Annotated in this window: 28 protein-coding genes; 13 read left to right on the forward strand and 15 right to left on the reverse strand. The window is 65.2% G+C overall.

Annotated elements, in window-relative coordinates; translation table 11 throughout:
* The first annotated feature begins 4 nt into the window (after window positions 1-4).
* Genes ACX12F_RS22480 through hypE form a run of 3 tightly spaced genes read left to right on the forward strand, consistent with a single transcriptional unit; the run spans window position 5 to window position 2437 of the window.
* Window positions 5-292, forward strand: coding sequence for a HypC/HybG/HupF family hydrogenase formation chaperone (locus ACX12F_RS22480; RefSeq protein WP_459366539.1), 288 nt, complete (start codon window positions 5-7; stop codon window positions 290-292).
* On the forward strand, window positions 289-1389 hold the full coding sequence (gene hypD / locus ACX12F_RS22485; protein ID WP_459366540.1) for a hydrogenase formation protein HypD: 1101 nt from the start codon (window positions 289-291) through the stop codon (window positions 1387-1389). The genes ACX12F_RS22480 and hypD overlap by 4 nt, the downstream gene beginning before the upstream one ends.
* Window positions 1382-2437, forward strand: coding sequence for a hydrogenase expression/formation protein HypE (gene hypE, locus ACX12F_RS22490; RefSeq protein WP_459366541.1), 1056 nt, complete (start codon window positions 1382-1384; stop codon window positions 2435-2437). The genes hypD and hypE overlap by 8 nt, the downstream gene beginning before the upstream one ends.
* Here hypE and ACX12F_RS22495 read toward each other — a convergent pair.
* On the reverse strand, window positions 2434-3930 hold the full coding sequence (locus ACX12F_RS22495; protein ID WP_459366542.1) for a potassium/proton antiporter: 1497 nt from the start codon (window positions 3928-3930) through the stop codon (window positions 2434-2436). The genes hypE and ACX12F_RS22495 overlap by 4 nt on opposite strands.
* 83 nt (window positions 3931-4013) lie before the next feature.
* Between ACX12F_RS22495 and ACX12F_RS22500 the strand changes: the two genes are divergently transcribed.
* Window positions 4014-4676, forward strand: coding sequence for a potassium channel family protein (locus ACX12F_RS22500; protein ID WP_459370463.1), 663 nt, complete (start codon window positions 4014-4016; stop codon window positions 4674-4676).
* On the opposite strand, the gene ACX12F_RS22505 is transcribed toward ACX12F_RS22500, so the two are convergent.
* The gene (locus ACX12F_RS22505) at window positions 4673-5362 is read right to left on the reverse strand and encodes a hypothetical protein (protein WP_459366543.1); all 690 of its coding nucleotides are present in this window, start codon (window positions 5360-5362) and stop codon (window positions 4673-4675) included. The genes ACX12F_RS22500 and ACX12F_RS22505 overlap by 4 nt on opposite strands.
* Window positions 5355-5828 carry a nuclear transport factor 2 family protein gene (locus ACX12F_RS22510; RefSeq protein WP_459366544.1) on the reverse strand — a complete coding sequence of 158 codons (474 nt, stop codon included), beginning with the start codon at window positions 5826-5828 and terminating at the stop codon, window positions 5355-5357. The genes ACX12F_RS22505 and ACX12F_RS22510 overlap by 8 nt, the downstream gene beginning before the upstream one ends.
* A gap of 93 nt (window positions 5829-5921) precedes the next feature.
* Between ACX12F_RS22510 and ACX12F_RS22515 the strand changes: the two genes are divergently transcribed.
* Complete coding sequence (locus ACX12F_RS22515) at window positions 5922-6536, forward strand: TetR/AcrR family transcriptional regulator (protein ID WP_459366545.1); 615 nt, start codon at window positions 5922-5924, stop codon at window positions 6534-6536.
* Between the two features lie 7 nt (window positions 6537-6543).
* Here ACX12F_RS22515 and ACX12F_RS22520 read toward each other — a convergent pair whose 3' ends face one another.
* The 5 genes from ACX12F_RS22520 to ACX12F_RS22540 all read right to left on the reverse strand — a co-directional run bounded on the left by ACX12F_RS22520 (window position 6544) and on the right by ACX12F_RS22540 (window position 10238).
* The gene (locus ACX12F_RS22520) at window positions 6544-7131 is read right to left on the reverse strand and encodes a DNA-3-methyladenine glycosylase I (RefSeq protein ID WP_459366546.1); all 588 of its coding nucleotides are present in this window, start codon (window positions 7129-7131) and stop codon (window positions 6544-6546) included.
* 23 nt (window positions 7132-7154) lie between these two features.
* On the reverse strand, window positions 7155-7793 hold the full coding sequence (locus ACX12F_RS22525) for an FMN-dependent NADH-azoreductase (protein WP_459366547.1): 639 nt from the start codon (window positions 7791-7793) through the stop codon (window positions 7155-7157).
* Window positions 7794-7807: 14 nt separating this feature from the next.
* Window positions 7808-8755 carry an aldo/keto reductase gene (locus tag ACX12F_RS22530; protein ID WP_459366548.1) on the reverse strand — a complete coding sequence of 316 codons (948 nt, stop codon included), beginning with the start codon at window positions 8753-8755 and terminating at the stop codon, window positions 7808-7810.
* Between the two features lie 68 nt (window positions 8756-8823).
* Complete coding sequence (locus tag ACX12F_RS22535; RefSeq protein ID WP_459366549.1) at window positions 8824-9546, reverse strand: isochorismatase family protein; 723 nt, start codon at window positions 9544-9546, stop codon at window positions 8824-8826.
* Between the two features lie 101 nt (window positions 9547-9647).
* Complete coding sequence (locus tag ACX12F_RS22540; RefSeq protein ID WP_459366550.1) at window positions 9648-10238, reverse strand: TetR/AcrR family transcriptional regulator; 591 nt, start codon at window positions 10236-10238, stop codon at window positions 9648-9650.
* Window positions 10239-10341: 103 nt separating this feature from the next.
* Here ACX12F_RS22540 and ACX12F_RS22545 point away from each other — a divergent pair, with 103 nt between their 5' ends.
* Together ACX12F_RS22545 and ACX12F_RS22550 are read left to right on the forward strand one after the other, a co-directional pair.
* Window positions 10342-10716 carry a nuclear transport factor 2 family protein gene (locus tag ACX12F_RS22545; protein WP_459366551.1) on the forward strand — a complete coding sequence of 125 codons (375 nt, stop codon included), beginning with the start codon at window positions 10342-10344 and terminating at the stop codon, window positions 10714-10716.
* Window positions 10717-10740: 24 nt separating this feature from the next.
* On the forward strand, window positions 10741-11187 hold the full coding sequence (locus ACX12F_RS22550) for an OsmC family protein (RefSeq protein WP_459366552.1): 447 nt from the start codon (window positions 10741-10743) through the stop codon (window positions 11185-11187).
* Here ACX12F_RS22550 and ACX12F_RS22555 read toward each other — a convergent pair.
* Both ACX12F_RS22555 and ACX12F_RS22560 read right to left on the reverse strand, forming a co-directional pair.
* Complete coding sequence (locus tag ACX12F_RS22555; RefSeq protein WP_459366553.1) at window positions 11184-12287, reverse strand: ferritin-like domain-containing protein; 1104 nt, start codon at window positions 12285-12287, stop codon at window positions 11184-11186. The genes ACX12F_RS22550 and ACX12F_RS22555 overlap by 4 nt on opposite strands.
* Before the next feature lie 86 nt (window positions 12288-12373).
* On the reverse strand, window positions 12374-12844 hold the full coding sequence (locus tag ACX12F_RS22560; protein WP_459366554.1) for a hypothetical protein: 471 nt from the start codon (window positions 12842-12844) through the stop codon (window positions 12374-12376).
* A gap of 234 nt (window positions 12845-13078) precedes the next feature.
* Between ACX12F_RS22560 and ACX12F_RS22565 the strand changes: the two genes are divergently transcribed.
* Window positions 13079-13249, forward strand: coding sequence for a hypothetical protein (locus ACX12F_RS22565; protein ID WP_459366555.1), 171 nt, complete (start codon window positions 13079-13081; stop codon window positions 13247-13249).
* A gap of 82 nt (window positions 13250-13331) precedes the next feature.
* On the opposite strand, the gene ACX12F_RS22570 is transcribed toward ACX12F_RS22565, so the two are convergent.
* Both ACX12F_RS22570 and ACX12F_RS22575 read right to left on the reverse strand, forming a co-directional pair.
* Entirely contained in the window at window positions 13332-14123 is a 792-nt protein-coding gene (locus tag ACX12F_RS22570; protein WP_459366556.1) for an SDR family NAD(P)-dependent oxidoreductase, read from the reverse strand.
* Entirely contained in the window at window positions 14120-15496 is a 1377-nt protein-coding gene (locus ACX12F_RS22575) for a flavin-containing monooxygenase (protein WP_459366557.1), read from the reverse strand. The genes ACX12F_RS22570 and ACX12F_RS22575 overlap by 4 nt, the downstream gene beginning before the upstream one ends.
* A gap of 109 nt (window positions 15497-15605) precedes the next feature.
* Here ACX12F_RS22575 and ACX12F_RS22580 point away from each other — a divergent pair, with 109 nt between their 5' ends.
* From ACX12F_RS22580 to ACX12F_RS22600, 5 genes are all read left to right on the forward strand, one after another.
* Window positions 15606-16640, forward strand: coding sequence for an AraC family transcriptional regulator (locus ACX12F_RS22580; RefSeq protein WP_459366558.1), 1035 nt, complete (start codon window positions 15606-15608; stop codon window positions 16638-16640).
* Between the two features lie 141 nt (window positions 16641-16781).
* Window positions 16782-17837 carry an alpha/beta hydrolase gene (locus ACX12F_RS22585; protein WP_459366559.1) on the forward strand — a complete coding sequence of 352 codons (1056 nt, stop codon included), beginning with the start codon at window positions 16782-16784 and terminating at the stop codon, window positions 17835-17837.
* A 325-nt stretch (window positions 17838-18162) separates the two neighbouring features.
* On the forward strand, window positions 18163-18333 hold the full coding sequence (locus ACX12F_RS22590) for a hypothetical protein (protein ID WP_459366560.1): 171 nt from the start codon (window positions 18163-18165) through the stop codon (window positions 18331-18333).
* Between the two features lie 59 nt (window positions 18334-18392).
* Window positions 18393-19703 carry a carboxylesterase family protein gene (locus tag ACX12F_RS22595; protein ID WP_459366561.1) on the forward strand — a complete coding sequence of 437 codons (1311 nt, stop codon included), beginning with the start codon at window positions 18393-18395 and terminating at the stop codon, window positions 19701-19703.
* A 180-nt stretch (window positions 19704-19883) separates the two neighbouring features.
* Complete coding sequence (locus ACX12F_RS22600) at window positions 19884-20198, forward strand: DUF732 domain-containing protein (protein WP_459366562.1); 315 nt, start codon at window positions 19884-19886, stop codon at window positions 20196-20198.
* Between the two features lie 98 nt (window positions 20199-20296).
* Here ACX12F_RS22600 and groL read toward each other — a convergent pair whose 3' ends face one another.
* From groL to ACX12F_RS22615, 3 genes are all read right to left on the reverse strand, one after another.
* Window positions 20297-21916: a chaperonin GroEL gene (gene groL / locus ACX12F_RS22605; RefSeq protein WP_459366563.1), complete on the reverse strand. Its 1620-nt coding sequence runs from the start codon at window positions 21914-21916 to the stop codon at window positions 20297-20299.
* 80 nt (window positions 21917-21996) lie between these two features.
* Window positions 21997-22299 (reverse strand): co-chaperone GroES, encoded by a 303-nt coding sequence (groES, locus tag ACX12F_RS22610; RefSeq protein ID WP_029367666.1) that lies wholly within the window; start codon window positions 22297-22299, stop codon window positions 21997-21999.
* 237 nt (window positions 22300-22536) lie between these two features.
* Entirely contained in the window at window positions 22537-23811 is a 1275-nt protein-coding gene (locus ACX12F_RS22615; protein WP_459366564.1) for a PucR family transcriptional regulator, read from the reverse strand.
* Window positions 23812-24135: the final 324 nt, after the last annotated feature.

Raw genomic sequence — 24135 nt, forward strand, 5'->3', positions numbered from 1 at the left:
TCCCATGTGTTTGGCAGTTCCGGGGAAAATCCTGAGCCTGTCCGAGCGGGACGGCACTCTGATGTCCCTCGTCGACTTCGGCGGCATTCAGAAAGAGGTCTGCCTGCAATACATCCCGGACGCGGCGGTCGGCGAATACGTCGTCGTCCACGTGGGATTCGCCATCCAACGACTCGACGAGGAATCGGCGCTCAAGACATTGGCCGAGTTCGAGCACCTCGGCGTACTCAATGAGGAGTTCGGGGACGGGTTCACGATCGCCGCACGTCAAGCAACCGAGGTGACACCATGAAGTATCTGGATGAGTTCAGCAATCCCGAGCTGGCGGGTAAGCTCGTCGACCAGATCAGGGCGGCCACCAGCAGACGTTGGTCGATCATGGAAGTCTGTGGCGGGCAGACACATTCGATCATCCGTCACGGCATCGACCAGCTGTTGCCCGACCAGATCGAGATGATCCACGGCCCGGGCTGCCCGGTGTGCGTGACTCCGCTGGAGATGATCGACAAGGCCCTCGAGATCGCGTGCCGGCCCGACGTGATCTTCTGCTCCTTCGGCGACATGCTCCGGGTGCCGGGCAGCTCCAAGGACCTGTTCCGGATAAAGAGCGAAGGCGGCGACGTGCGGGTGGTGTACTCACCACTGGATGCCTTGACCATCGCACGGAACAACCCGGACCGGCAGGTGGTGTTCTTCGGCATCGGATTCGAAACGACTGCGCCCGCCAACGCGATGACCGTCTATCAGGCCAAAAGACTTGGTATACAAAACTTCTCATTGCTCGTGTCGCATGTACTCGTACCGCCGGCGATCGCGGCAATCATGGAGTCACCGACTTGCCGGGTCCAGGCGTTTCTGGCCGCCGGGCACGTGTGCTGCGTCATGGGAACGGACGAGTATCCGGCACTGACCGAGACGTACCGGATCCCCATCGTGGTCACCGGATTCGAGCCGCTGGACATCCTGGAAGGTATCCGACGCACGGTGATTCAGCTGGAGTCCGGCAGGCACGAATTGGAGAACGCTTATCCGAGAGCCGTTCAGGCGCAAGGAAACACCGCGGCCAAGGCGATGCTGGAGGACGTCTTCGAGGTCACCGACCGGACCTGGCGCGGGATCGGCATGATCCCCCAGAGCGGCTGGCGCCTCTCGGCTGCCTACCGCGATTTCGACGCGGAGTACCGGTTCTCGGTCACGGGCGTCCACACCGCCGAATCCGCCATCTGCCGCTCGGGCGAGGTGCTTCAGGGCCTCATCAAACCGCACGAGTGCGCCGCATTCGGCAAGGAGTGCACTCCGCGCAACCCGCTGGGCGCGACGATGGTCTCGTCCGAGGGCGCCTGCGCTGCCTATTACCTCTACCGGCGCCTCGAGGTGACACATGCCTGAAATCGACATCGAGTCCTGGGTCTGCCCGACTCCGCTGCGCGATGCACCGAACATTGTGATGGGACACGGCGGCGGCGGCGCGATGTCGGCCGAACTGATCGAGCACTTGTTCCTGCCGGCATTCGGTCCGGCGGCCGACGCCGGTATGGGTGACTCGGCCGTCATAGCGGTCGGAGACATCCGGTTGGCGTTCTCCACCGACTCATTCGTGGTCAAGCCGTTGACGTTCCCCGGCGGCACCATCGGTGATCTCGCGGTCAACGGAACCATCAACGATCTCGCGATGGCCGGCGCGCAACCGCTGGCGCTGTCGACGGCGTTCATCCTCGAAGAAGGCACCGCGCTGCAGGAGATCGCCCATGTGGCGCAGGCCGTCGGCACCGCCGCGCTCGCAGCCGGGGTCAGGTTGGTGACCGGCGATACCAAAGTTGTGGACTCCGGCCACGGCGACGGCGTGTTCATCAACACCGCGGGAATCGGCGTCGTCGACCCGCGCGTCGATATCCGTCCGCAGCGGGCCATGCCCGGTGACACCGTGATCGTCAGCGGCGACATCGGCGTGCACGGGGTCGCGGTGATGAGCTGCCGCGACGGTCTGACCTTCGCGACCACGGTGGCCAGCGACACCGCGCCGCTGCACGGACTGGTAGCCGCGATGATCGACACCGGCGCAGACCTTCACGTCCTGCGTGATCCCACCCGGGGCGGGGTGGCCGCGACGCTCAACGAGATCGCGAAGACCGCGCACGTCGGGGTGGCGCTGGACGAACGCACCTTCCCGATCCCGCCCGAGGTTCGCGACGCGTGTGGCCTCCTCGGCCTGGACCCCCTGCAGGTGGCGAATGAAGGCAAGCTGTTGGCCTTCGTGCCCGCCGACGATGCCGATCGGGTGCTGGCCGCAATGCGCAGCCACCCACTCGGCGCGCGGGCCGCGGTGATCGGTCAGTGCGTCACCGAGCATCCCGGGATGGTCGTCGCCCGGACCGCGCTCGGTGGCACTCGCGTGGTGGACCTGCCCATCGGAGAGCAGCTACCCCGGATCTGTTAGTCCGGTTCGCCGTACTCGTCGAACCAGTAGGCAAGTTTCCCGCGGCGGCTCACCGCGCGCAGTCTGCGCTCGGTGGCCTCGCGGGTGGTGCTGGTGCTGACGATCAGCAGCTCGTCACCGGCTTCGATGCGGGTGTCGGGCTGCGGCACGAAGGTGTGACCCTTGCGGATGATCAGCGTGATGACGCTCGGATCGGGCAGCCGCAGTTCGAGCACGGTCACGTTGTGCAGCCGCGATTGCGGCAAGACGGTGAGGGTCAGCAGCTCGGCGTCGAGCACGTCGAGCGGCGCCGATTCCACCTGAAGCTCGCGTGTGATGTCACGGCGGATGAGCCCGAGCCAGTGCGCTATCGGCTTCAGGCTGGGTCCCTGGACCAGCGTGAAGACCACGACCAGCACGAACACGATGTTGAGCAGCCGGTAGCTGTCGGGGACGCCCGTGACGATCGGGTAGGTGGCCAGCACGATCGGCACCGCGCCGCGCAGCCCCGCCCACGACAAAAAGGCCTGTTCTCGCCACGGCACTCGAAAACCGATCAGCGACAACACCACTGACAGTGGTCGGGCCAGGAGCAGCAAGACGAGGCCGACGAGGACGGCGGGGATCACGTCGCGGCCGAGCTGGCTCGGGTTGACCAGCAATCCGAGCAGGACGAACAGCCCGATCTGAGCCAGCCAGCCCAGCCCTTCGGCGAAGGATCGGGTGGCGGCCCGATGCGGCAGTCCGGAATTCGCCAGCACCAAGCCCGTCACGTACGCGGCGAGGAATCCGCTCGCGTGCGCCACCCCCGATGCGGCGAAGGCCACGGTGCCCAGGCCGAAGGTGGCCAGCGGGTACAAGCCCGACGCCGGTAGCGCGATCCGGCGCAGGGTGACGGCACCGAGATAGCCGCACAGAACGCCGATCCCGGCTCCGGCGAGCAGTTCATACGCGAGGCTGAGCAGCACCTCCCCCGCCTCGAAATGCAGCGGGACCGCGCTGAACATCAAGACGAGGATGACGGCCGGCGCATCGTTCAGACCCGACTCGGCTTCCAGCAGACCAGCCAGCCGCCGCGGCAGTGGCAGCACCCGCAGCACGGAGAAGACCGCCGCCGCGTCGGTCGATGAAACGATGGCGCCCAGCAGAAGTGCGAGCTGCCAATGGAGGCCGAGGAGTAGGTGCGCGCCTGCCGCGGTGACCACGGTACTGATGGCCACGCCCAGCGTGGCCATCACCGCCGCCGGCGCCATGCTCTTTCGGACGTCACTGAAGTGGGTGGTGAGACCACCTTCGATCAGGATCATCGTGAGTGCGGCCGTGCCCAGGTCGCGGGCGAGCGTGACGTCGTCGAACCTCAGTCCGATGCCGTCTTCCCCGAGCAGAACACCGACCCCCAGGAACAGCAACAGACTGGGGAGACCGGCCCGGGTGGCCAATCTGGTGGCCACGATGCTGGCCAGCAGCACCAGGGCACCGACGAGCAGCACCCGGTACATCTCCTCCAGCGTCATCGGTCCCCGTTCAGATCTGCGGCCACGGCCGAGCCAAATGTATCCGGCCGGTGGGTGACAATGACTGCGTGAGCACCCGGGGCATGCGCGTGGCTATCGCCGGCGCCGGCGCGGTGGGCCGGTCGGTGGCGCAGGAACTCGTCGCCAACGGCCACAAGGTTCTTTTGATCGAGCGCGACATCCACAAGTACGAACCGCACACGGTCCCCGAGGCCGACTGGCTGTGGGCCGACGCCTGTGAGGTGGCCTCGCTGGAGGAATGCGGCATCGAGATGTGCGACGTCGTGATCGCCGCGACCGGCGACGACAAGGCGAATCTCGCGATGGCGCTGCTGGCGAAAATAGAATTCAGCGTGCCGCGGGTGGTCGCTCGTGTGAACAACGTGGCCAACGAATGGCTGTTCACCGCGGACTGGGGTGTCGACGTCGCGGTGTCCACGCCGCACGCGATGGCCGTCGGCGTCGAGGGCGCCATCGACGTCGGTCACCTGGTGCGGCTGATGGGGCTGCGCCAGGGTCACGCCAATCTGACAAAGTTCACGCTGCCACCGGACAGCCCGTTGATCGGGCGCACATTCGGGGACATGACGTTGCCGCCGAACACGCTCTTGGTGACGGTGCAGCGCGGCAGCAGGATCATCGTGCCGAAATCCGGCGACAGCTTCGAGGCCGGCGACGAACTGCTGTTCGTGGCAGACGAATCCGTCGACGACGGAGACATCCACGACCTCATCCACGGCAGCTAGAGCGCGTAGCAGTACCTGCTGGTCGGCACCGAATCCAGATTGGTGTGAGCGCCGAAGCGCATGACGCTCTCGACCATGAGCGTCATGCGACGCTGCAGTTCGGCATCGTCGCCGCCGCTGCCGTAGAACGCATGTGCGTCGGTCATGGCCGCCATGTGGAACAGTTCCTCGACGACGGCGTCGACCCGGTCGGCGCCGTGCACCGTCCGCAGCACCCGGTTCTGCACATAGCCGAACGTGTCCTGGGTGTCGATGGCGACGCTGGTGTGCTGCCCCTGCCAAATCTCGAGCCAGTCGGCCGGGTCGAGCCCCGCCGGGATGCGCAGAAATCCGATCTGCGCCAGCGCCGTCGTCCGGACCCCGTTTTCCACGCTGGGCGGATCCAGGCGCACCGTCTCCTCGACCTCCCAGCCGGCACTGCGCTGAGAGATCGCCGCCAGCAGGTCTGAAATCGAATCGACGACCTCTTTCGATCCGTCGGCGGTCCACACACTGACCACCGCGGCCACCGGGCTGTCGAATGTGGTGATGCGCAACATCGCCGCCTTGACGTCCTCGTCGTCGACGTTGATCTGCAACCGGTTCACGCCCGCGGCCCGCAGCAGAACGTGCAGTTGCCTCGACTGCAGCGCCGTGTCCAAACCCGAGCCCCACAAGGCATAGACCAGCTTCACGGCGTCAGCCATGCTTATCGGCCATCGGCTCGGCCTGCATGACCCCGCCGGCCTGAAGCCACTCGCCCACCGCCCTCGGCGCATCGCGGACGGGGTTGTAGACGTCCTCCTCAGATGAGAACAGGTTGTCCCCGGCATAGACGAGGCGGGTGATGTTGGGGAAGCCGAATACCTTGCCCGGCTCGGTCGGATGGTCGAGGGCGTTGATGATCTCGGTGACGATGGCGCCGTTCTCCTCATCGATCGCGACCCAGGTGTGCGGGAATCGCATGTGCGGGAACGGCTTCATCACGCCCACGATCCATTCGCGAACGGCCTCGCGGCCGTGCATCTCGCCGTAGGCGTGCTCGATGTAGTGCACGTCTTCGGTGAACAGATCGGCGAACGGGGCCCAGTCACCGGTGCTCGAACAGACCTCGACGACCTTGGTGTAGTGCTCGAGCGCGGCCATCAGCTCGTCCCGCGTGAATCGTGGCATGTCCGAACCTCCAGAGGTTACTAGAATCAATTTCAGTTTTGGGACTCTACCCAACAACTAGAATTCGCTCCAGACCCAAAAAGGAGCTGCACCTTGGCACGAATCGCCGAACCCCGCCCGGCCGCTGAGCCCAGCTCCGCCGTGCAGCAGCAGCGCCGCGACGCGATCCTCAAGGCCACCGCGGCCCTTGCCGCACAGAAACCCGCCGACCAGGTACAGATGAACGAGGTCGCCCGCGCCGCCGGCGTCGCGCTCGGCACTTTGTACCGCTACTTCCCCTCGAAGACCCACCTGTTCGTCGGCCTCATGGCCGACCGCGTGGACCAGATGCAGGACGGCATCCATCGCCGCAAGGCCCCGGCCGGTTCCGCGGCCGATCGCGTGTTCGACGTCCTGTCGCGCGCCACGCGTCCGATGTTGCGTCAGCCCCACCTGACGGCCGCCATGCTCAACTCACTGAACACCGCCGACGCGACGGCGGTGGCCGAGGTGGGCCATATCGACCGCCAGGTACGCAGCATGCTGCTGACCATCTGCCGGGTGGATGATCCGGGGCCACAAGATATTTCGCTGATGCGCCTGGTTCAGCACACCTGGCACGGCATCCTGCAGTCCAGCCTGAACGGGCGGATCTCCGCCGACGAGACCGAAGCCGAAATTCAGCTGGCGTGCCGGTTGATCCTGGCTCCGCTTGCCGGCAACGAATAGCACCACCTCAGGCCCGGAAACAACCTTCGAAGTGGCCGTTCTCGATTCCCGCGGTCTGCATGAACGAGTGCGCGACGACCGGACCGACCAGGTGAAACCCGGCTTCCCGCAACGCCGCTGACAGCTGAATGGACTCAGGGCTGGCCATCCGGCCGTCATCCCAGTTCCTGAGTCGATGGCGCTGCCGTGGTTCATGCTGCCAGCACAACTGCGAGAGCGAATGCTTCGACAGCAGCCGGGCATTGTGTACGGTGGCCTCGATCTTTCGCCGATTGCGAATGATGCTGGTGTCAGCCATCAACCGCTCGACGTCGTCGGCGGTCATCGCGGCGACGGACGCCGGTACGAATCCGCTGAACGCGGTACGCAGACTGTCCCGCTTGTCGAACACAGCCGCCCAGGACAGCCCGTTCTCGAAGTATGTCAATGCGAGTAACTCGAACAAGGCAGTGTCATCGCGGGTCGGCACACCCCATTCCTGGTCGTGATAGGTCCGCAAATCCCGGCCCGTTTCGGTCGCCCACCGACACCTGGCGACGCCATCCGCAGCGGTGACCACGGTGGGCAGCGCTGCCGACATCCCGACGCCTGCCATCGCTCTCATCTCACGGACCGCCGTCAGACGTAGCCATGCACCGCCGCAAGCTTCTCCGCATCTTCAAGAGCCTTTGCCAGATCACCGGCCGGATTATCGGTCAGCATCGTGGGCTGAAATCGCAATTCGTCGACCTCCCGAATCCCAGCTTGATTGAGCCACATGCGCAGGTATGCCGCGTGATGGTCTACTCCGAATGCCGGTTCGACGACACCCCGTGCGTACACGCCGGAGGTGAGAGCCAGGGTGGCATGCTTCCCCGTGAGCAGTCCCCGGTAGCCGGCTTTCGGGTCCAGACTCCACAGAATGCCCGGCTGATGAACCAGATCGATGAAATGCTTGAGCCGGTAGGGAATTCCGGAGTTCCACATCGGCGAAGAAATGAGATACCGGTCGGCAGACGTGAAGCGGTCGGCGATCGCCACGATCTCATCCCAGGCCGACTTTCCGGCGCCATCTTGCCCGGCTCCTTTGATGACGTTCATCTTCGCAGCCGCCTTGTCGCCATCGAATGCAGGAAGTTCTGTGTCCCACAGATCGAGGATATCGATCTCGAGGTGCGGGTTGGCTGCCGTCAGCGCATCGAGATACGCCGTGGCGATCTGCCTCGACGTCGAATCACTCTTGCGCGGAGACGCTTGCAGGTAAAGCAATTTCGTCATGGCCGGACTTCCTTTCAGCGATCCGAAGGCACTTCGGTAAACCCAGGTTCGCCCCCGTCGACCACGGAGTTGAATCGGATGCGGGTGTCCAGGCGTTCGTTGATCTCGTCGATCGCATCATCGGGAAGTGCTGCGACAGCGAAGTTTTCGGCGATCCGGGAAGGTGTGACCGATGCCGTCAGCACCGCGCTGCCACGCTGGATTCCCCACGCCAGCAAGACCTGTGCGGGCGTCATATCGAACTGCCGCGCCATCGAGACGATGAGCGGATCGTCGAGCAATCGTGGTTCGAGGGCATGGCCGAGCGACGCGAACGCCAACAAGATGGCGCCATGGCCCTTGGCCAGCTCGTACAGTTCCCACTGCGGGTGATACGGGTGTGCCTCCACCTGGACAACTGCCGGCTTGATCCGCGCGAAGTCCAGCACGTCCCTGGTTCTTTCGGCACTGATGTCAGAAAGTCCGATCGCGCCGACAAGCCCTTCGTCGACGAGATGCTCCATGGCAGCCCAGGTTTCAGCCAGGGTGACGCCGTTGTCGTAGATCACGTTCCCATGCACATCCCGGGGATCCTGATCATCGCCAGGCTGGAACGCGAACGGCGTGTGCACCAGGTACAGGTCGAGCGTGTCCAATCCCAACCTGTTCAGGCTCGCCTGCAACGCGGGCTTGACCCGTTCCGGGCGGTGGTTGTTGTTCCACAACTTGGTGGTCACGAACAGGTCTTCGCGGCGGACTGTCCCGTTGGCGAACAGTTCCTTCAGCGCCGCACCGACCTGCGCTTCATTGCGGTAACGCTCGGCGGCATCGAGGTGGCGGAATCCAGCTTCGACCGCTGCGATCACTGCGGCCTCGGTCTTCGTGTTGTCGGACAGTGAAGTCCCGAACCCGAGGGCCGGGATTGCGCCGCTGCCGTTGTTCAGCGGGAAACGTCGCTGTCTCAAATCGTCGTTGAGTGTCATGATCCTGATCTCCTTGTTCACTGATGGATTTCGTTCGGAAAGCACTTAGCGGCAATGTGTTTCGAGGTTCACTGGCTGCCGTCGACGCTCCCGCCGATGATGGCGACGGCCTGCACGGTGGTCCATACCGCACTGGCCAGGTATCGAAAGTTCACCAGCGCGGCCAGGTAACCGTCGCCTTCGGGCAGGCGTGGACCCGCCGTGGCGTCTTTGACCACGGCCACCTCGAAGCCCTGTTCGACGAGTTCGCGCAGGTGCCCTTCGACACAGAGGTTGGCGGCCATCCCGGCCAGGATCACCTGCGTCACGCCGCGCTTGCGCAATTGCAGCACAAGGTCGTTCGACTCGGGGCCCACGATCTTGTGGGGTGAGGTGATGACGGTGCGGCCGTCATGGATGTGTCGCCGGTACGCGGGCAGGAAGTCCGCGCCGGACTCGGCGAAACCGTCCATCGTGTAGGCGCCGGCGCGCGCGAACATGCCGACACCGCCCATGAACTGCTCGAGCGGGTCGCCGAACCGCCACTGCTCATCAGTTGGGTAGAAGTAGTGCGGCGAGACTGCGACCGTGAGCCCGGCACGCTTGGCCACATCGAACAGTTCGCCGACGTGCGCGACGGTCTTGTTCTCTTCCACACTCGCGCCGAACACCGACCACGCCACGCCGTCGGGGCTGAGGAAATCGATCTGGGGGTCGGTGACGACAAGCGCCGCATGCGCATGGTCGAGCGCAAAACCGGAACTCGGCAAGGCGGGGCGCAGCGGCTTGGCGCAGTTGGGGTGGTCTGCCATGGCACAGCCTTCGCGGTCGGTGGATGTTGACACCACCAGAATAGATGACCGGTCGTCTATGAATCAAGAGCGGTCGACAGTGGCGTGCGCAACAGCGCGGATCAGCGCAGCAGCGCCGGCAGCGTGACCGCTTCGAATCGGTCGTACGGCGTGCGGCTACGGGTGACCTTGCCCCTCAAAGCCGCACCCTCCCACGCCTCGATCAGCACCGACGCCAACTCGGACGCTCCGCGGTCCGCGGCAATGTCGTCACCACTGCCCTGCCCTGATCGCACGCAGTCGGCAAGCGCTTCATCCCAGCGATCGAGGATGCGCGTCAGTTCGGCGCGCACCGGTTCACTGGACCCGCCGAGCTCCAGAGACATGTTTCCGACCAGGCAACCCAGCAGAAAGTCGGCGGACTCGTGCTCGTCGGCAAGCGCGTGGAAGAAGCGCGTGATCCGCTCGTGCGCCAATCCGTCAGCGTCCAGCAAGGGCAGTATCCGCGCCTCGATATCGGACCAGTAGTGCTCGAGGATCGCCGCCGCGAATGCCTCCTTACTGGGGAAATACGCGTAGAACGAACCCTTCGGCACACCCGCCGCGTCGGTGATGTCCTTCACGCCGCTGGCGGCGAATCCGTGCGCATGCACGAGATCGAGCCCCGCAGATAGCAGTCGCCGGCGGACTTCGGGATTGGCTGGTCGCGGCACCCCACAATATTAGCCGACCGGTCGGCTATCTTTGGCTGCGAAACCGCTCCGCTGCGACTAGCGTCGTGGACGAGGTATCGCGGCGCGGCCAGGGAGAACATCGATGCGCGACGACATTGAGGCCGCTCTGCGGCGGCACTGGGCGGCATCCGACGCCAACGACTTCACCGCAGAACACGAAATCTACCGCGACGACGCGGTTCTCGAGTATCCGCAGTCGGGTGAGCGAATCCGCGGGCGGCACAACATTCAGGCATCGAGGTCCGCCCAGCCGAACGTGAAGCACTTCGCGGTACGGCGCATCGTCGGTTCGGATGAGCTGTGGCTCACCGAGTTGGTGATGACGTATGACGGGCGACCCTTCTACACCGTGAGCATCATGGAATTCTCGGGTACCGAGGTTGTGCGCGAGACCCAGTACTTCACTGAAGCATTCGAGCCTGGTCCATCCCGCGCCCAATGGGTCGAACGAATGTGATGCCAACTTGATGAGGAGACGTTCATGACGACACCAACGCCCGAAGGCACCGTCACCGTCGCCGAGAGTGGCGCGGGGACCTACACGCAGGAGATCATCGCCGGTGGGCACCGGTTGATCGCCGACGAGCCACGGCCGTTCGGCGACGACGCCGGCCCGTCACCCTACGACCTGCTGCTGTCCGCGTTGGGCGCCTGCACCTCGATGACGGTGCGGATGTACGCCGACAAGAAAGGACTGCCGCTGGAGCAGGTGCGGGTGTCGTTGCGCCACTCTCGGATTCATGCCAAGGACTGCGCTGAGTGCGAGACGGAACAGGGCATGGTCGACCACATCGATCGTGACATCGAGTTGATCGGCGACCTCGATGACAACCAACGGGAAAAGCTGCTTGCCATCGCGGAACGCTGCCCCGTGCACCGGACCCTGACCTCAGCGGTGCACGTCTCCACGACGTTGCGGCGACCCTAACTCGCCGCCTGCGCAATGATCTGGTCGACTTCTGTTGCGCGGACGGCCATCTCGGCGTGCGCCTTGTCGAGCGCCTCGGCCTGATCCTCATCGGCCTTCATCAGCGCCTCGATATCGAGGCCGGCCATGTCGAGGACGCCCATGTCCGCGAACGCACCCTGCACCTTGGGACCCCACAACCCGATGTCCTTGACGATCGGCACGATGCGGCTGAACAGGTGCGCGCGGAACTGCTTCATCATGGGTGACGCCGTGTCGACCCACTCGGCGCACGCCTTGACGTCGAGGCCGAGGGTCTCGAAAACCTCTTCGCCACGGAATCGGTCACGCATGAGATAGCAGGCGTCCACGACGAACTCTTCACGCTCGTCCCGCTCAGCTTCGGTCAGCTCGGAGTAGTAGTCCTTCAACGAAATTCGGCCGAAAGCGACATGCCGCGCCTCGTCCTGCATGACGTACGCCAGCACCTGCTTGGCCAGCGAGCCCGGAGCCGCCAAGTCACGCAGTGTCCCGAAGGCGGCGAGCGCGAGCCCTTCGATGAGGACCTGCATGCCGAGGTAGGGCATGTCCCAGCGTGAGTCGCGCAGGGTGTCCCCCAGCAGTGCGGTCAGGCTCTTGTTGGCCGGGTAGACCAGTTCGACCTTCTCCTGCAGGAATCGGGAGAACGCCTCGACGTGCCGAGCCTCGTCCATGGTCTGGGTCGCCGCGTAGAACTTCGCGTCCAGATCCGGGACCACCTCGACGATCTTGGCCGCACACACCATCGCGCCCTGCTCGCCATGGAGAAACTGCGAGAACTGCCAGGCCTGGGAGTGATGGCGCATCTCGGCTCGGCGCGATTCGTCGGCGGCGTCCCACATCGGGCTGCCGAACAGTGGGTGGAACTCGTCGGGCAGGCCGATCGGGTTCATCGGGTCGACGTCCTGCGACCAGTCGATGCGCGACTGCGCGTCCCACTGCTTGTCCTTGCCCTTTTGGTACAGGGACAGCAGGCGCGCCCGGCCGTCGTCGTATTCCCAGGTGAAGCGTGCGTCGCCGCCACTGGCGGTATCCCACGAGTACGGGTCGGGTACCTGGGTGTACTTGTCCTTCGTCGTCATGAGCGGCCGCCTCTCTGCGCGCATATGTCCGAACGGACATATGACATGTATCACAGTGCGCCGTGGGTGGCCGAGCCGTCAACTACTCAGCCCAAGTCGTAACTCTCGCGCGAGACGCGGATGAAGTGCCCGGTGGCCGTGTCGGTACAGGTGACCCCGGAAAGCTCGCTGTCGCAGCTGATCGCGCCTTGGGTATAGGTCTGGCCGTAGTCCAGGGTCTTGAGGTTCGAGGCGGTGAAATTGCTCGACCCTTCATAGCAGCCGAGCTTCCCGGGATTGCCCTTGCTGACGTAGAACTCCAGGCCGCCGAAGTTGAAATTGCAGGGACGGCCGTACGGCCCCACCGTTGACGCCGGCTGCACCCAGGCATGTTCCCGCACTTGGCAATTCACACCTTCGCCTTGGGAGTACACAGCGCACACGATGTTCCCCGACGGGGTCACGAAATCGTTGTTGGCGGGCAGCTCCCCCGTGCCGCCGCAGGCGTTCGCCACAACGGCCAGCGGCAGAGCCGCGACACCGGCGATCGAGAATGCCGCGATCAATGTCTTCTTCATGGCCAGAGAGTGACGCGGCAGCCTTGGTGGATTCTTGGCGCGCCCGCCGGCCCGCCGATCAGTTGGGCGGGCGCTTCTCGATGAAGGCCAGCACACCCCGCTGCGCAGGCCTCCGCTCGGCGCGAAAGACTTATTTCTGCCAACGGTGCATCAAATCCTGCCGATCGGAATGATCCTGCCGCACAACCAGTTTCAACCATCAGAGCATCACAACAACCGAAGAAGGGGTTCAAAATGAAGAAGTACGGCTTTGCCACTCTGATCGCTTCGAGCATGACCGCCGCCGTCCTGGGTCTGGCCGTTCCCGCTCAGGCCACCACCGGAACCCCGATCGGTCCGCACTACAGCGTCGACAACCACGACAACGTCAACACCACCAACGGGTTCTACGACCAAGCCTTCTGAACCGAACACGAGTACACCCCCGGCCCAACAGGACCGGGGGTGTACTCGTTCGCGACCACCTAGTAAGCGTGACCGCGGTACCTCACCCGGTCACCCGCCGACGTAGGTACTCGTCCATCCCGCGACGGCCCACCCGATCCAGTAGCGGGCGGACGCGACGCAGCAGTCCGGGTGCGAGTGTGGCGATCTTGATCAACCAGCCGTCGTGGCGGGGCAGCGTCGCCTCCAGTCGCGGCCGGTCCAGATTGGCGACGACGGCGTCGGCGACCACACCCGGCTGCATCGGGGTGGACAGGAAGTTCAACGGTGAGCCTCCCCCGCGCGCCTCGGCCAGCAGCATCGGCGTATCGACCGCGCCAGGATGCACCATGGCGACCCGCACCCCGGTTCGGGACTCTTCCAGGGCCAGCGAATGCAGGAACGCGCGCAGCCCGGCCTTCGACGCGCAGTAACCCGGGCTCTGGGCCAGCGGCATCATCGAGGCCAACGACACCACCGACAGCACGTGACCGCGCGACCGGCTCAGCGCCGGGAGCAGCGCGTTGGTCAGCAGCATCGGCGCCACCAGGTTGATCGACTGCTCGCGCCGGATGTCCTCGGCGTCGAGTTCCTCGAATGGACCGGTGAGCACGATGCCGGCATTGTTGACCAGCACATCGCAGCGGCCACCGAGTTCGGTGACCGCGGCCAGGACCGCGGCGGGGAAACCCCGGTCGGTCAGGTCGACGGCCACCGAAGTGACGGGACCGGGCAGGCGGGCCAGCCGCCCGGCGTCGATGTCGACGGCGACGACGTGCAGGCCGCGCTGCTGCAGTCGCAGGCAGATCGCGACGCCGATGGCTCCGGCCGCGCCAGTCACGACGGCGACGTTCATGCGCGCACCCCCTGGCCGGCGCCGGCGAGTGCGTCGAACATGCCGGGGCGCAGGTCGGTCCAGCCGACGCGCCCGCGCACCGTGGCCAGGTAGTCCCGGAACGCGCGGACCTCCACATAGGACTGGTGGCGGGCCGAGGCCACGAAATTCATGCCGCCGCTGAGATCGGGATGGTCGGTGTCGATCATGGTGTCGAACACCGCGGCCCGGTTCGGCTGGTTCACCTGATCCGACAGATACTGCGCGACGAGGTTGCTGACGTGATCGAACAATGTATAGGCACTGGAGTTGGTTTCCAGGTAGCCCAGCCCGATCAGGTTGTGGTGCAGGCGATTGAACGCCGTCAGGTACATCTCCGGACGCCCGTTGCTCCACCGGTGATAGCTCTCATCGAGGTACGGCATCGACCAGTCGTAGCCGGTGGCGTAGAGGATCAGGTCGATCTCCTCGCTGCTTCCGTCGGCGAAGTGCACGCGCGATCCGTCCAGCCGTGCGATGTCCGGCCGGACGGCGATATCCCCATGCTGCAGATAGTGCAACAGTTGGCTGTTGAGCAGCGGATGACTCTCGAAGAGCTTGTGATCGGGCTTGGGCAGGCCGTAGCGGGTCAGATCGCCCTGCATCAGACGCAGCAGCCAGCCCATCAGCGGACGTTCGAAGCGCAGCGGGATCTGCGGTCCGCGGGCCGCCCATTCATCGGTCGGCAGGCCGAGCAGATGCTTGGGCACTAGGTGGTATCCGCGCCGGACACTGACGAAGGCGGCGTCGGCGTTGGCCGCGGCGTCGCAGGCGATATCGGCACCGGAATTGCCCAGACCGACGATCAGAACGCGCTTGCCGCGGAACTCCGCAGCGTCCCGATAGGTCACCGAATGCCGGATCTCACCGTCGAACGAGCCGGGATGTGCGGGGATCCGCGGTGTCCAGGTCACGCCGGTGGCGTGGATGACCGCGCGGTAGTGGTTTTCGGTGCCGTCGGCAGTGGTGACGGTCCAGTCCTGGCCGCTGCCGGTGACCAAGCACACCGGGCTGTTGAAGCCGATCGCGTCATAGAGGCCGAAGTGCCGTGCGAATTCCTTTGTGTAACTGAGAATCTGGCGATTCGACGGGTAGTCCGGAAAAGTGTCGGGCATGGGGAAGTCGTAGAAGCCCGAGACTCGCCGCGAGGAGATGAAGTGGGCGGATTCGTACATCGGGGTGCCCGGGTTGTCCAGGTCCCAGATGCCGCCCACATCGCTGTGGCGCTCGTACTGGTCGTAGGGCACGCCGAGCCTGCGCAGCGCCCGCGCTGCCGACAGTCCCGCCGGGCCGGCGCCGATGATGCACACCGGCAGGGTGTCGCGTGTTCTCGACGGTGTCGCTGAGTTGGCCATGCTGTCCTTCCGTTGGGGTCGAGGCGAATTCAACCGCGCAGGAGCCCCCGGAAGGGAGGGCCAATGCGGCTAGCATGGGGGGCGAACCGGACATCCGAGGCGAGGAGAGGTGGCCGACATCGACGCACGCTTGTCGGAGGCGCGGATTCCTCCTTCGGTCCTCGTCGGTCTCATCGAAATCGGCCAGCGCGAAGGGCACCCGGTGGCCGGCTGGTTTGCCGGGACCGGCGTGGACCCCGGCGAGATTCTGACGTCCCCGTCGGCACTCGTGTCGTTCCGACAAGCCGCGACCATACTGCGGCGAGCGTTGCGCGCCATGCCGAATCGACCGGTCGGCATGCAGGTCGGCGCCCGGGACGCACTGCTGACCTTCGGCATGCTCGGCATGGCGATGAGGGCGTGTACCACCGTCGCCGAAGCCGTCGCGCTGGGCACCGAGTTACATGAGGCGGCAGGCAGTCTCGTCGACATCGAGATCGAGGAGTTCGGATCGGAGTTCGCGCTACGGCTGTATGAGCGTCACCCCGAACCCGACCTGGTGGCCTTTCTCTGCGAGGAGGCCTTCTGCAGCTCGCTGGTGGTGGCGCGGGGCATGAACAGCGCCGCCGGCACCGCCGGCGTATCCCCCAGTCACCTCGAATTGAGTTATCCGGAACCGGATTACGGGCGCGAATACCGCCGCTTCTTCGGCTGTCCGGTCACCTTCGGAGGCGAGGCGAACCGGATGATCTTCCCGGCGAAGGTACTCGACGCGCAGTTGCCGACGCACCACCAGCCCACCCGCGCAATGGCCGTGGACGCGTGCCGCCGGCTCCTGGGCACCAGCGGACCGCGACCGGACATCGTGGTGGCGGTGGAGACATTGCTGATGACCAATCTGCGGCGCACCGTCACCATGACCGAAGCCGCCGAATCGTTGTACCTCACCGAGCGCACCCTGCGCCGCCAGCTCTCCGCCGCCGGCGAGTCCTTCACCGCTATCCGCGACCGGGTGCGCGAACAGCGGGCCACTTTGCTTCTGACCGACTCGGCCCTGCCGGTCGGCGCGATCGCCGCCGAGGTCGGCTTCTCCGATCAGCGCGACTTCCGGCGCGCCTACCGACGGTGGACAGGTCGCACACCCAGCGCCGTTCGGTCCGCCTGAAGCACGACGGCACAACGCGGTACCGCCGTCATCGGCGTTTGTCCGCTTCGCCCCCCACGCTGGCCGCGGGCGCCCTCCCTCGTCACCGCCACGGCACGGTGAGATCGATCCACCATCGAGCCGTTCAGCACTGGAGAGAACATGACCTATTCGTCCCCACCCCGGCGGGTCCGCGCGCAGCGGCAGGCTGTCCGCGTGTTCGCCCGCGCCCCACGCCCGATTGTGCGCCGACTGGCGGCCAAGGCGCCCACCAACACCCACGGCGAAACGTTGTCGCCCGAGGTCCACCTCGCCCTGGCATTGCTCAATCGCCTACCCGGGGCCGACTATTCGGACAAGCCGGTCGCCGATGCTCGGCGGCACCTACTGGACGAGGCCGTGGTCTTCGGAGAAACCCTCGGGCCCTTCGCCGTCGAGGAGCACCTGTCCATGCCGGGACCGGCCGGGACGATCCCGGCAACCCGCTATCGCGCAGAAGCCGGAATGGCGAACGGACTCATCGTCTACTTCCACGGCGGGGGTTGGGTCCTCGGCGACCGCGCCAGCACCGAGTCCGTCGCCCGCTTCCTGGCTGTGCACACCGGTGCCGACGTGCTGTCGGTGGATTATCGCCTCGCGCCGGAGCACCCGTATCCGGCGGCCATCGATGACGGCTTCGCTGCGTGGGACTATGCGGTGCAGCACGCCCCGGTGTGGGGTATCGAACCCGACCGACTGGTGGTCGCAGGCGACAGTGCGGGGGCCAATATCAGCGCGGTGCTCGCGCAGCGCCTGCGCGATACCGGGCACCCACCGCGGCTGCAGGTCTTGTTCTGTCCGGTGACCGATCTGTCCACTGAGCATCCCTCCTACGCGGAGTTCGCCGATGGATTCTTCCTCACTCGTAAACAGATGCGCTGGTTCAAGAATCACTATCTGGCCGATCCCGACCATGCCCATCATCCCGGCGCGTCACCGCTGCTGGCCGCCGATGTCGACGGCGTCGCACCCGCGTATATCGGGGTGGCCGGGTTCGATCCGCTGCGTGACGAAGGCATCGCCTACGCCGAACGACTACTGGCTGCGGGTGTGCCAACCACGCTGCACCGCGCCTCGTCGATGATCCATGCCTACGTCAACATCACCCGGGTCAGCCCAACAGCACGGGAGTCCACACTGCACGCATGTCACGCGATCACAGCCGCACTGCAACGCTGATCGTCAACCGAATTGGGTCAGATCGATCATCGGCGGATCGGACGGGTCGCCCAGCATCTCGACGTCGACGTGGCGGGCGGTGAAATATCACCCGTGCTCGTCGGTTGCAGCACAACGCGTTCGGTGGCATGACGAATGTCGAGTGCACGCTCGCTGCGTCCGCGGTGATATCGACGGTCGCGCCGACCGTGCTCACGCACAACAGCCAGCGCACAGAGTGGTTCCTGCCAACCGTGCATTAAATCCAGCCGAATCGGAATGACACTGCTGTGCAGTCAGTTTCAACCATCAGAGCAACACGAGCTACAGAAAGAAGATGGTCACCATGAAGAAGTTTGGCTTTGCCACCCTGATCGCATCGAGCATGACCGCCGCCATCCTGGGCCTGGCCGTCCCCGCTCAAGCCACCACCGGAGCCCCCATCGGACCCCACTACAGCGTCGACAACCACGACGCCGCCAACACCACCAACGGGTTCGTCGACCAGGCGTTCTGATCGCCCGATGAAGGACCCCCGACCCGTATGGATCGGGGGTCCCTTCGTATGGTGATCTGATGGCGGCCAGGTACATCGACTACCGCGGGACCGCCCTGCTGGTGATCGAAGGCGACGGCGTGGTCGTCGCCCGCGGCATCCGCTACGCCCGCGCCGACCGGTTCGCCGCCCCGGAACCGGTCAGCGCCGGCACGGAAGTGATCGACGCAACCGAGCGCGGCCCTGCGTGTCCTCAGCTGCCATCTCGTCTGCGGCCCGTCACCGGCCCCGTGGTCGACGGCCTCACGATCAGCGAACACTGCCAAGTGCTCAGCGTCACCGCACCCGCGAACGCCGAAAGGCTGCCAGTAATGGTGTGGTTTCACGGCGGGGCCTACCTCTCGGGTGGTGGTGAATCCCCGAAGTACGACCCGCAGCAACTGGCGGTCGACGGCGAGGTCGTCGTGGTGACCGTCACCTACCGGCTCGGCATCTTCGGCTACCTGAACATCCACGACCCGGACACACAGAACCTTGGTCTGCGCGACCAAATCCGCGCGCTCCAATGGGTCCGCGACAACATCTCGGCGTTCGGCGGCGATCCCCGCCGCGTCACGGTGTTCGGCCAGTCCGCCGGCGGCGATTCTGTCCTGTCACTGATGCTGTGCCCGGAGGCAGCCGGACTTTTCACCCGGGCCATCCTGCAGAGCGCTCCACTGGGCCTGCCGCGTGAGCGCTCGTCGATGGCCGCCGCGATGAGCAAGGCGGCGATAGCGTCGTTGGCGGGCGTGCCCGCCATGGAAGCCGACGTCGGGCAGCTGCTCGATGCACAGCTTGCCGCGCTGAACGCCGCCAAGCCTTTCGGTCGGCTCGGCATGATGGCGTACGCACCCATTCTCGGTCATGCACCACTACCGCCCGCCGGCCAATTCGAGTCGCAGATGGCCGACGCGGCAGCGCGGGTCGAGATCCTGGTCGGCTACACGCGTGATGACGGCCGGCCTTTCGTGTCGATGGATCCGCGCGCCGCCCGCTTCCAGCGGTTGGGACCGCTCGGCGCCGCGCTCACGGCGGCTATCGGTCGCATCCTGACCCGCACCGAATTCGGTAAGCCGGCAACCGATCTCGCCCGCACCTGGGAGCGATCGGGTGGACGATCGGCGACATTCCGCGTCAACTGGGCACCACCGGGAGCACCGCTGGGTGCATGCCATTGCATCGAGCTGCCGCTGCTCCTGGGCGCGGTTGACTCATGGACGGATGCGCCGATGCTCGGCCCCGAGCCGCGCACGGTCGATGTAGCGCTCGGGTATGAGATGCGTTTCCTCTGGGCCGCTTTCGCACGCGACGGCGTCGCCGCCCTCGGACAGAGACAACTTGTCTTCGGATGACGGCCACCTAGTCGGGGCGTGTCTCGTCGGCACTACTCAGTGGGTGCGACCGTGGTAGCGGATTTCAGCCATTTCAACAGTGATCAATCGAAGGCGCGCACGCCGGGACGCCCATAGTCTTGAGCACACAATCACAAGTGCCGTAGCTACCTACTGCGGCCGGACAACGGGGGCGGAATCATGCGAAAGCAGCGTGCAATAGGAATCGGGGCCGCGGCATTGCTCGCCGTTGGCATTGTCGGCACACCGCCGGCTCACGCCGACGATCAGTCATTTCTCAACGAACTCCGGTCCAACGGCTTCCCGGGCCTGACTTTTGCGGGCCAACAGATGCCCGATGGAGCCGTTGTGGCACAAGGTTATATGGCCTGCAATCGAATGCATTTAGGGCAATCAGCCGATGACTTGATTGCACAGGTGAACCCCAACGACGCCAACATCGGCCGAATGCTGGTGCATGCTGCGCAACGTAATCTGTGTCCGGACACCCTATGACGGTCACCCAACTGCGTTGCAGCACCACGGCTTAATCACCGGGGCTGAGACGGAAACACCCCCGGGCCGGTGGGCCGGGGGTGTTCCGTCGGAACTACCTAGTGAGCGTGACCGTGGTGGCCGTGCCCGTGATCGGCTTCCTCAGCCGGCTTCTCGACGATGGCCGTCTCGGTCGTCAGGATCATCCGGGCCACCGAAGCGGCGTTGAGCACCGCGGACCGGGTCACCTTGGCCGGGTCGACGATGCCGTCGGCCAGCAGGTCGCCGTAGGTCAAGGTGGCGGCGTTGAAGCCCTGCCCGACGGGCAGCTCGGACACCTTGTTCACCACGACCGAACCATCCAGGCCGGCGTTGGTGGCGATCCAGTACAGCGGGGCCGACAGCGCCGAGGAGAAGACCTCGAGGCCGATCAGCTCGTCGCCGGACAGCGAGCCACGCAGGCCGTCCAGAGCGGTGCGAGCCTGGACCAGAGCGGCGCCACCACCGGTGACGATGCCCTCTTCCACCGCGGCCTTGGCGGCAGCGACGGCATCCTCGACGGCTTCCTTGCGCTTCTTCAGGTCGGTCTCGGTGGCTGCGCCGACCTTGATGACGGCCACGCCGCCGGCCAGCTTGGCGAGGCGCTCTTCGAGCTTCTCGCGGTCCCAATCCGAGTCCGAGGCCTCGATCTCGCTGCGCAGCTGCGACTTACGGCCGTCGATGGCCTCGGCGGTGCCGCCACCGTCGACGATCACGGTGCTGTCCTTGGTGACCACGACGCGACGGGCGGTGCCCAGCACATCCAGGCCGGCGTCGCGCAGGACCAGGCCCACGTCCGGGTTGACGACCTGGCCACCGGTGACGACGGCGAGGTCCTCCAGGAACGCCTTGCGGCGGTCGCCGAAGAACGGCGCCTTGACCGCGACGGCCTTGAGGGTCTTGCGGATGGCGTTGACGACCAGGGTCGACAGTGCCTCGCCCTCGATGTCCTCGGCGATGATCAGCAGCGGCTTGCCGGCCTGGGCGACCTTCTCCAGCAGCGGCAGCAGGTCGGGCAGCGAGCTGATCTTGTCGCGGTGCAGCAGCACCAGCGCGTCCTCGAGGACCGCTTCCTGGGAGTCGAAGTCGGTGACGAAGTACGCCGACAGGAAGCCCTTGTCGAAGCCGACGCCCTCGGTGACCTCGAGCTCGGTGTTCAGGGTCGAGGACTCCTCGACGGTGACGACGCCGTCGGCACCGACGCGGGTCATGGCCTCACCGACCAGCTCGCCGATCAGTTCGTCGCGCGACGAAACGGTCGCGACCTGGGCGATGGCGGTCTTGTCGGACACCGGCTTGGCCGCGGCCAGCAGGGCCTCGGACACCGCATCGGCGGCCTTCGAGATGCCCACACCGAGCGCGATCGGATTGGCACCGGCAGCGACGTTGCGCAGGCCTGCCTTGACGATGGCCTGGGCCAGCACGGTGGCGGTGGTGGTGCCGTCGCCGGCGACGTCGTTGGTCTTGGTCGCGACGGACTTGACCAGCTGGGCGCCCAGGTTCTCGAACGGGTCTTCCAGGTCGATGTCGCGGGCGATGGTGACGCCGTCGTTGGTGACCTGCGGGCCGCCGAAGGCCTTGGCCAGCACCACGTTCCGGCCGCGCGGGCCGATGGTGACGCGGACCGCGTCGGCGAGCTTGTCGACACCGGCTTCCATGGCCCGGCGCGCAGCTTCGTTGAATTCAATGAGCTTGCTCATTAGAGCCTTTCGCTAATACGCATACCGCCCCGGACATCACCCGTGCGGACACGGGGATTTCCGGGGCGGGACACGAATGCTTACTTGGAGACGACAGCCAGCACGTCGCGGGCCGAGAGGATCAGGTACTCCTCGCCGTTGTACTTGATCTCGGTGCCGCCGTACTTGCTGTAGATGACGGTGTCGCCCTCGGCAACGTCCAGGGGGATCCGCTTCTCGCCGTCCTCATCCCAGCGGCCGGGGCCAACTGCGACGACGGTGCCTTCCTGCGGCTTTTCCTTGGCGGTGTCCGGGATGACCAGACCGGAAGCGGTCGTGGTCTCGGCCTCGTTGGCCTGAACGAGGATCTTGTCCTCGAGTGGCTTGATGTTGACTGCCACGATGGAAGCCCTCCACTTGGTTCGGGTGTCGATCCGGGGCCAATCCCCGGATCCCAGGTATTCGGCAAGCGCCCTGACCTCACACCGTCGTCGCGGGTGCCGGAGCGGGGTTGGCCGCGTGCCACCTAGCACTCTATACACGTGAGTGCTAGCGCTCAAGGGTGGGTCAGTGCCGGGTTTCGGGAACTCGCTGTAGGCGAAATCGCAGCGACACTTCGGCAGCAGTCGGTCGCAGGACCGTTACTTCGACCGCGACTGATTGGTGGCACCCCGCCATCGCAGCGCCTCCAACGCCAGCGCGACGTGCACGGTGGCCCCCTCCAACGGCTGCGGCAACAACTCGCCAGCCTCAGCAAGTCTGCGCACCAACGTATTTCGATGTATGAACAGCCGCGACGCCGTCCTCGAGGCATTGCATTGCTCGTTGATGTAGGCGAGCACCGTCTGATGCAGTTCAGGGTCGGCTGACTCAAAGTCGCCGAGCGTGTGCTTGATGAACTGGTTCGCCTGGTCCGGGTCCGCGGTGAACAGCGCGATGAACCGAATATCGGAGAAGCTGGCGACCTGCTTGGCCAAACCGATCCTCGTCATCGCCCGCTGAGTGCTGATCGCATCGAAGTGGCTACGCCGGAAGCCGTCGATTCCTGGCGCCGTCGAGCCGACGGCGATCCGCACCCCCGGCAGTTGCCTCATCGCCGCGCTAATGTCCGACAAGTCCGGACCGTCATCGCCGGGCAACCACACCCACCGGGTGTCGGCACCGGCCAGCACCGACAGCGAACGCTGCCCGTGGACGGTGTTTATCAACAATTCAGCGGCTTGGTCCAGATCGGACAGGTCGGCATTGGCTTCGTCGCCCCAGATGATGGCGGCGGTGTGACTGTGTCCAAGCTCGTAACCGAGCCGCATCTCAGCCTGACCCGCGCCGAGGCGAGCACCATCGAGAATCAGCATGACGGTTTCCCGACGTTCCGCATGCGTTCCACTAGTGAGATTCGCGCGCTCGACCCGCATCTGTTCATGGATCGCCGAAATCGTCTCACCCAAGAACCAGGTGATCGACCGTTCGGACACATCGAACAGTTCCCGCATCTCCTGCGCGTCGGACGTCAGCCGAAAAACTGTGTGCATCCAGGCGCGCAACGCGACATTCTGCGCCAACCGGTACGCCTCCACGACCACGGCTTCGTTGAGACCGCGACGAACGAGGTACCTGGCGATCGCCAACGTCTCCGCGTCGATATTGGCCGGTACCGGTTGCCCCGGATGACTGATATTGGCTGCTGCCCAATGCATTTGATTAGACCGATTGCTGCGCGCGACCGCTTCCGCGGCCAGCGGATCGTCGGCGATACTGCGCATGAAATGCGATGACAGCGTTGCCTTGTTCAGCTCGTCGTACCACTGCTGCCGCGTATTGACCACGACCTTCGCGGCCTGTCGAATCAACTCCCGCGCCCGCTCGGTCGGGGGCTCCCATCGGACAGCCGAGCTATCCCCCGGCGAGTGCAACATGTCTAATTTTAGGCATACCAATGTGCAATATGACCCTTGATCTCTGTGATCCAGCGCACGAGGCTTAGCACGCATCATCGGAGAGCCAGCACGACCAATCGTTCGAATCCGACATGCCGCACAAGAAAACGACACTTCAGCACAGGAGAACCACGTGCCACACCTGGGATTCGAAGTCCAGCCAGCAGCTGCTGATCACACCGCCGCCGAACGTTCCGGAGAACCTGCGTTCCACGGCAACCGCTCAGCGCGCCGGCTCGAGAATCGGACTCGAGCACGCCGGCTGCGCAAGGCGGGCGGTTTCGCCACAGTCGCGACGACGAC

It is taken from the genome of Mycolicibacterium sp. HS_4_1 (assembly GCF_054515875.1).

What these genes read in the sequence shown, in the direction of transcription:
- ACX12F_RS22585 (WP_459366559.1), top strand. Translation starts at nt 16,782, where the DNA reads ATGACCTATTCGTCCCCACCCCGGCGGGTCCGCGCGCAGCGGCAGGCT.
- ACX12F_RS22510 (WP_459366544.1), bottom strand. Translation starts at nt 5,828, where the DNA reads ATGCCACGATTCACGCGGGACGAGCTGATGGCCGCGCTCGAGCACTAC.
- ACX12F_RS22500 (WP_459370463.1), top strand. Translation starts at nt 4,014, where the DNA reads ATGCGCGTGGCTATCGCCGGCGCCGGCGCGGTGGGCCGGTCGGTGGCG.
- ACX12F_RS22595 (WP_459366561.1), top strand. Translation starts at nt 18,393, where the DNA reads ATGGCGGCCAGGTACATCGACTACCGCGGGACCGCCCTGCTGGTGATC.
- ACX12F_RS22525 (WP_459366547.1), bottom strand. Translation starts at nt 7,793, where the DNA reads ATGACGAAATTGCTTTACCTGCAAGCGTCTCCGCGCAAGAGTGATTCG.
- ACX12F_RS22600 (WP_459366562.1), top strand. Translation starts at nt 19,884, where the DNA reads ATGCGAAAGCAGCGTGCAATAGGAATCGGGGCCGCGGCATTGCTCGCC.
- ACX12F_RS22495 (WP_459366542.1), bottom strand. Translation starts at nt 3,930, where the DNA reads ATGACGCTGGAGGAGATGTACCGGGTGCTGCTCGTCGGTGCCCTGGTG.
- ACX12F_RS22505 (WP_459366543.1), bottom strand. Translation starts at nt 5,362, where the DNA reads ATGGCTGACGCCGTGAAGCTGGTCTATGCCTTGTGGGGCTCGGGTTTG.
- groL (WP_459366563.1), bottom strand. Translation starts at nt 21,916, where the DNA reads ATGAGCAAGCTCATTGAATTCAACGAAGCTGCGCGCCGGGCCATGGAA.
- ACX12F_RS22555 (WP_459366553.1), bottom strand. Translation starts at nt 12,287, where the DNA reads ATGACGACGAAGGACAAGTACACCCAGGTACCCGACCCGTACTCGTGG.
- ACX12F_RS22575 (WP_459366557.1), bottom strand. Translation starts at nt 15,496, where the DNA reads ATGGCCAACTCAGCGACACCGTCGAGAACACGCGACACCCTGCCGGTG.
- ACX12F_RS22550 (WP_459366552.1), top strand. Translation starts at nt 10,741, where the DNA reads ATGACGACACCAACGCCCGAAGGCACCGTCACCGTCGCCGAGAGTGGC.
- ACX12F_RS22570 (WP_459366556.1), bottom strand. Translation starts at nt 14,123, where the DNA reads ATGAACGTCGCCGTCGTGACTGGCGCGGCCGGAGCCATCGGCGTCGCG.
- ACX12F_RS22520 (WP_459366546.1), bottom strand. Translation starts at nt 7,131, where the DNA reads ATGGCAGGCGTCGGGATGTCGGCAGCGCTGCCCACCGTGGTCACCGCT.
- hypD (WP_459366540.1), top strand. Translation starts at nt 289, where the DNA reads ATGAAGTATCTGGATGAGTTCAGCAATCCCGAGCTGGCGGGTAAGCTC.
- ACX12F_RS22545 (WP_459366551.1), top strand. Translation starts at nt 10,342, where the DNA reads ATGCGCGACGACATTGAGGCCGCTCTGCGGCGGCACTGGGCGGCATCC.
- ACX12F_RS22535 (WP_459366549.1), bottom strand. Translation starts at nt 9,546, where the DNA reads ATGGCAGACCACCCCAACTGCGCCAAGCCGCTGCGCCCCGCCTTGCCG.
- ACX12F_RS22530 (WP_459366548.1), bottom strand. Translation starts at nt 8,755, where the DNA reads ATGACACTCAACGACGATTTGAGACAGCGACGTTTCCCGCTGAACAAC.
- ACX12F_RS22480 (WP_459366539.1), top strand. Translation starts at nt 5, where the DNA reads ATGTGTTTGGCAGTTCCGGGGAAAATCCTGAGCCTGTCCGAGCGGGAC.
- ACX12F_RS22565 (WP_459366555.1), top strand. Translation starts at nt 13,079, where the DNA reads ATGAAGAAGTACGGCTTTGCCACTCTGATCGCTTCGAGCATGACCGCC.
- hypE (WP_459366541.1), top strand. Translation starts at nt 1,382, where the DNA reads ATGCCTGAAATCGACATCGAGTCCTGGGTCTGCCCGACTCCGCTGCGC.
- ACX12F_RS22615 (WP_459366564.1), bottom strand. Translation starts at nt 23,811, where the DNA reads ATGTTGCACTCGCCGGGGGATAGCTCGGCTGTCCGATGGGAGCCCCCG.
- ACX12F_RS22590 (WP_459366560.1), top strand. Translation starts at nt 18,163, where the DNA reads ATGAAGAAGTTTGGCTTTGCCACCCTGATCGCATCGAGCATGACCGCC.
- ACX12F_RS22560 (WP_459366554.1), bottom strand. Translation starts at nt 12,844, where the DNA reads ATGAAGAAGACATTGATCGCGGCATTCTCGATCGCCGGTGTCGCGGCT.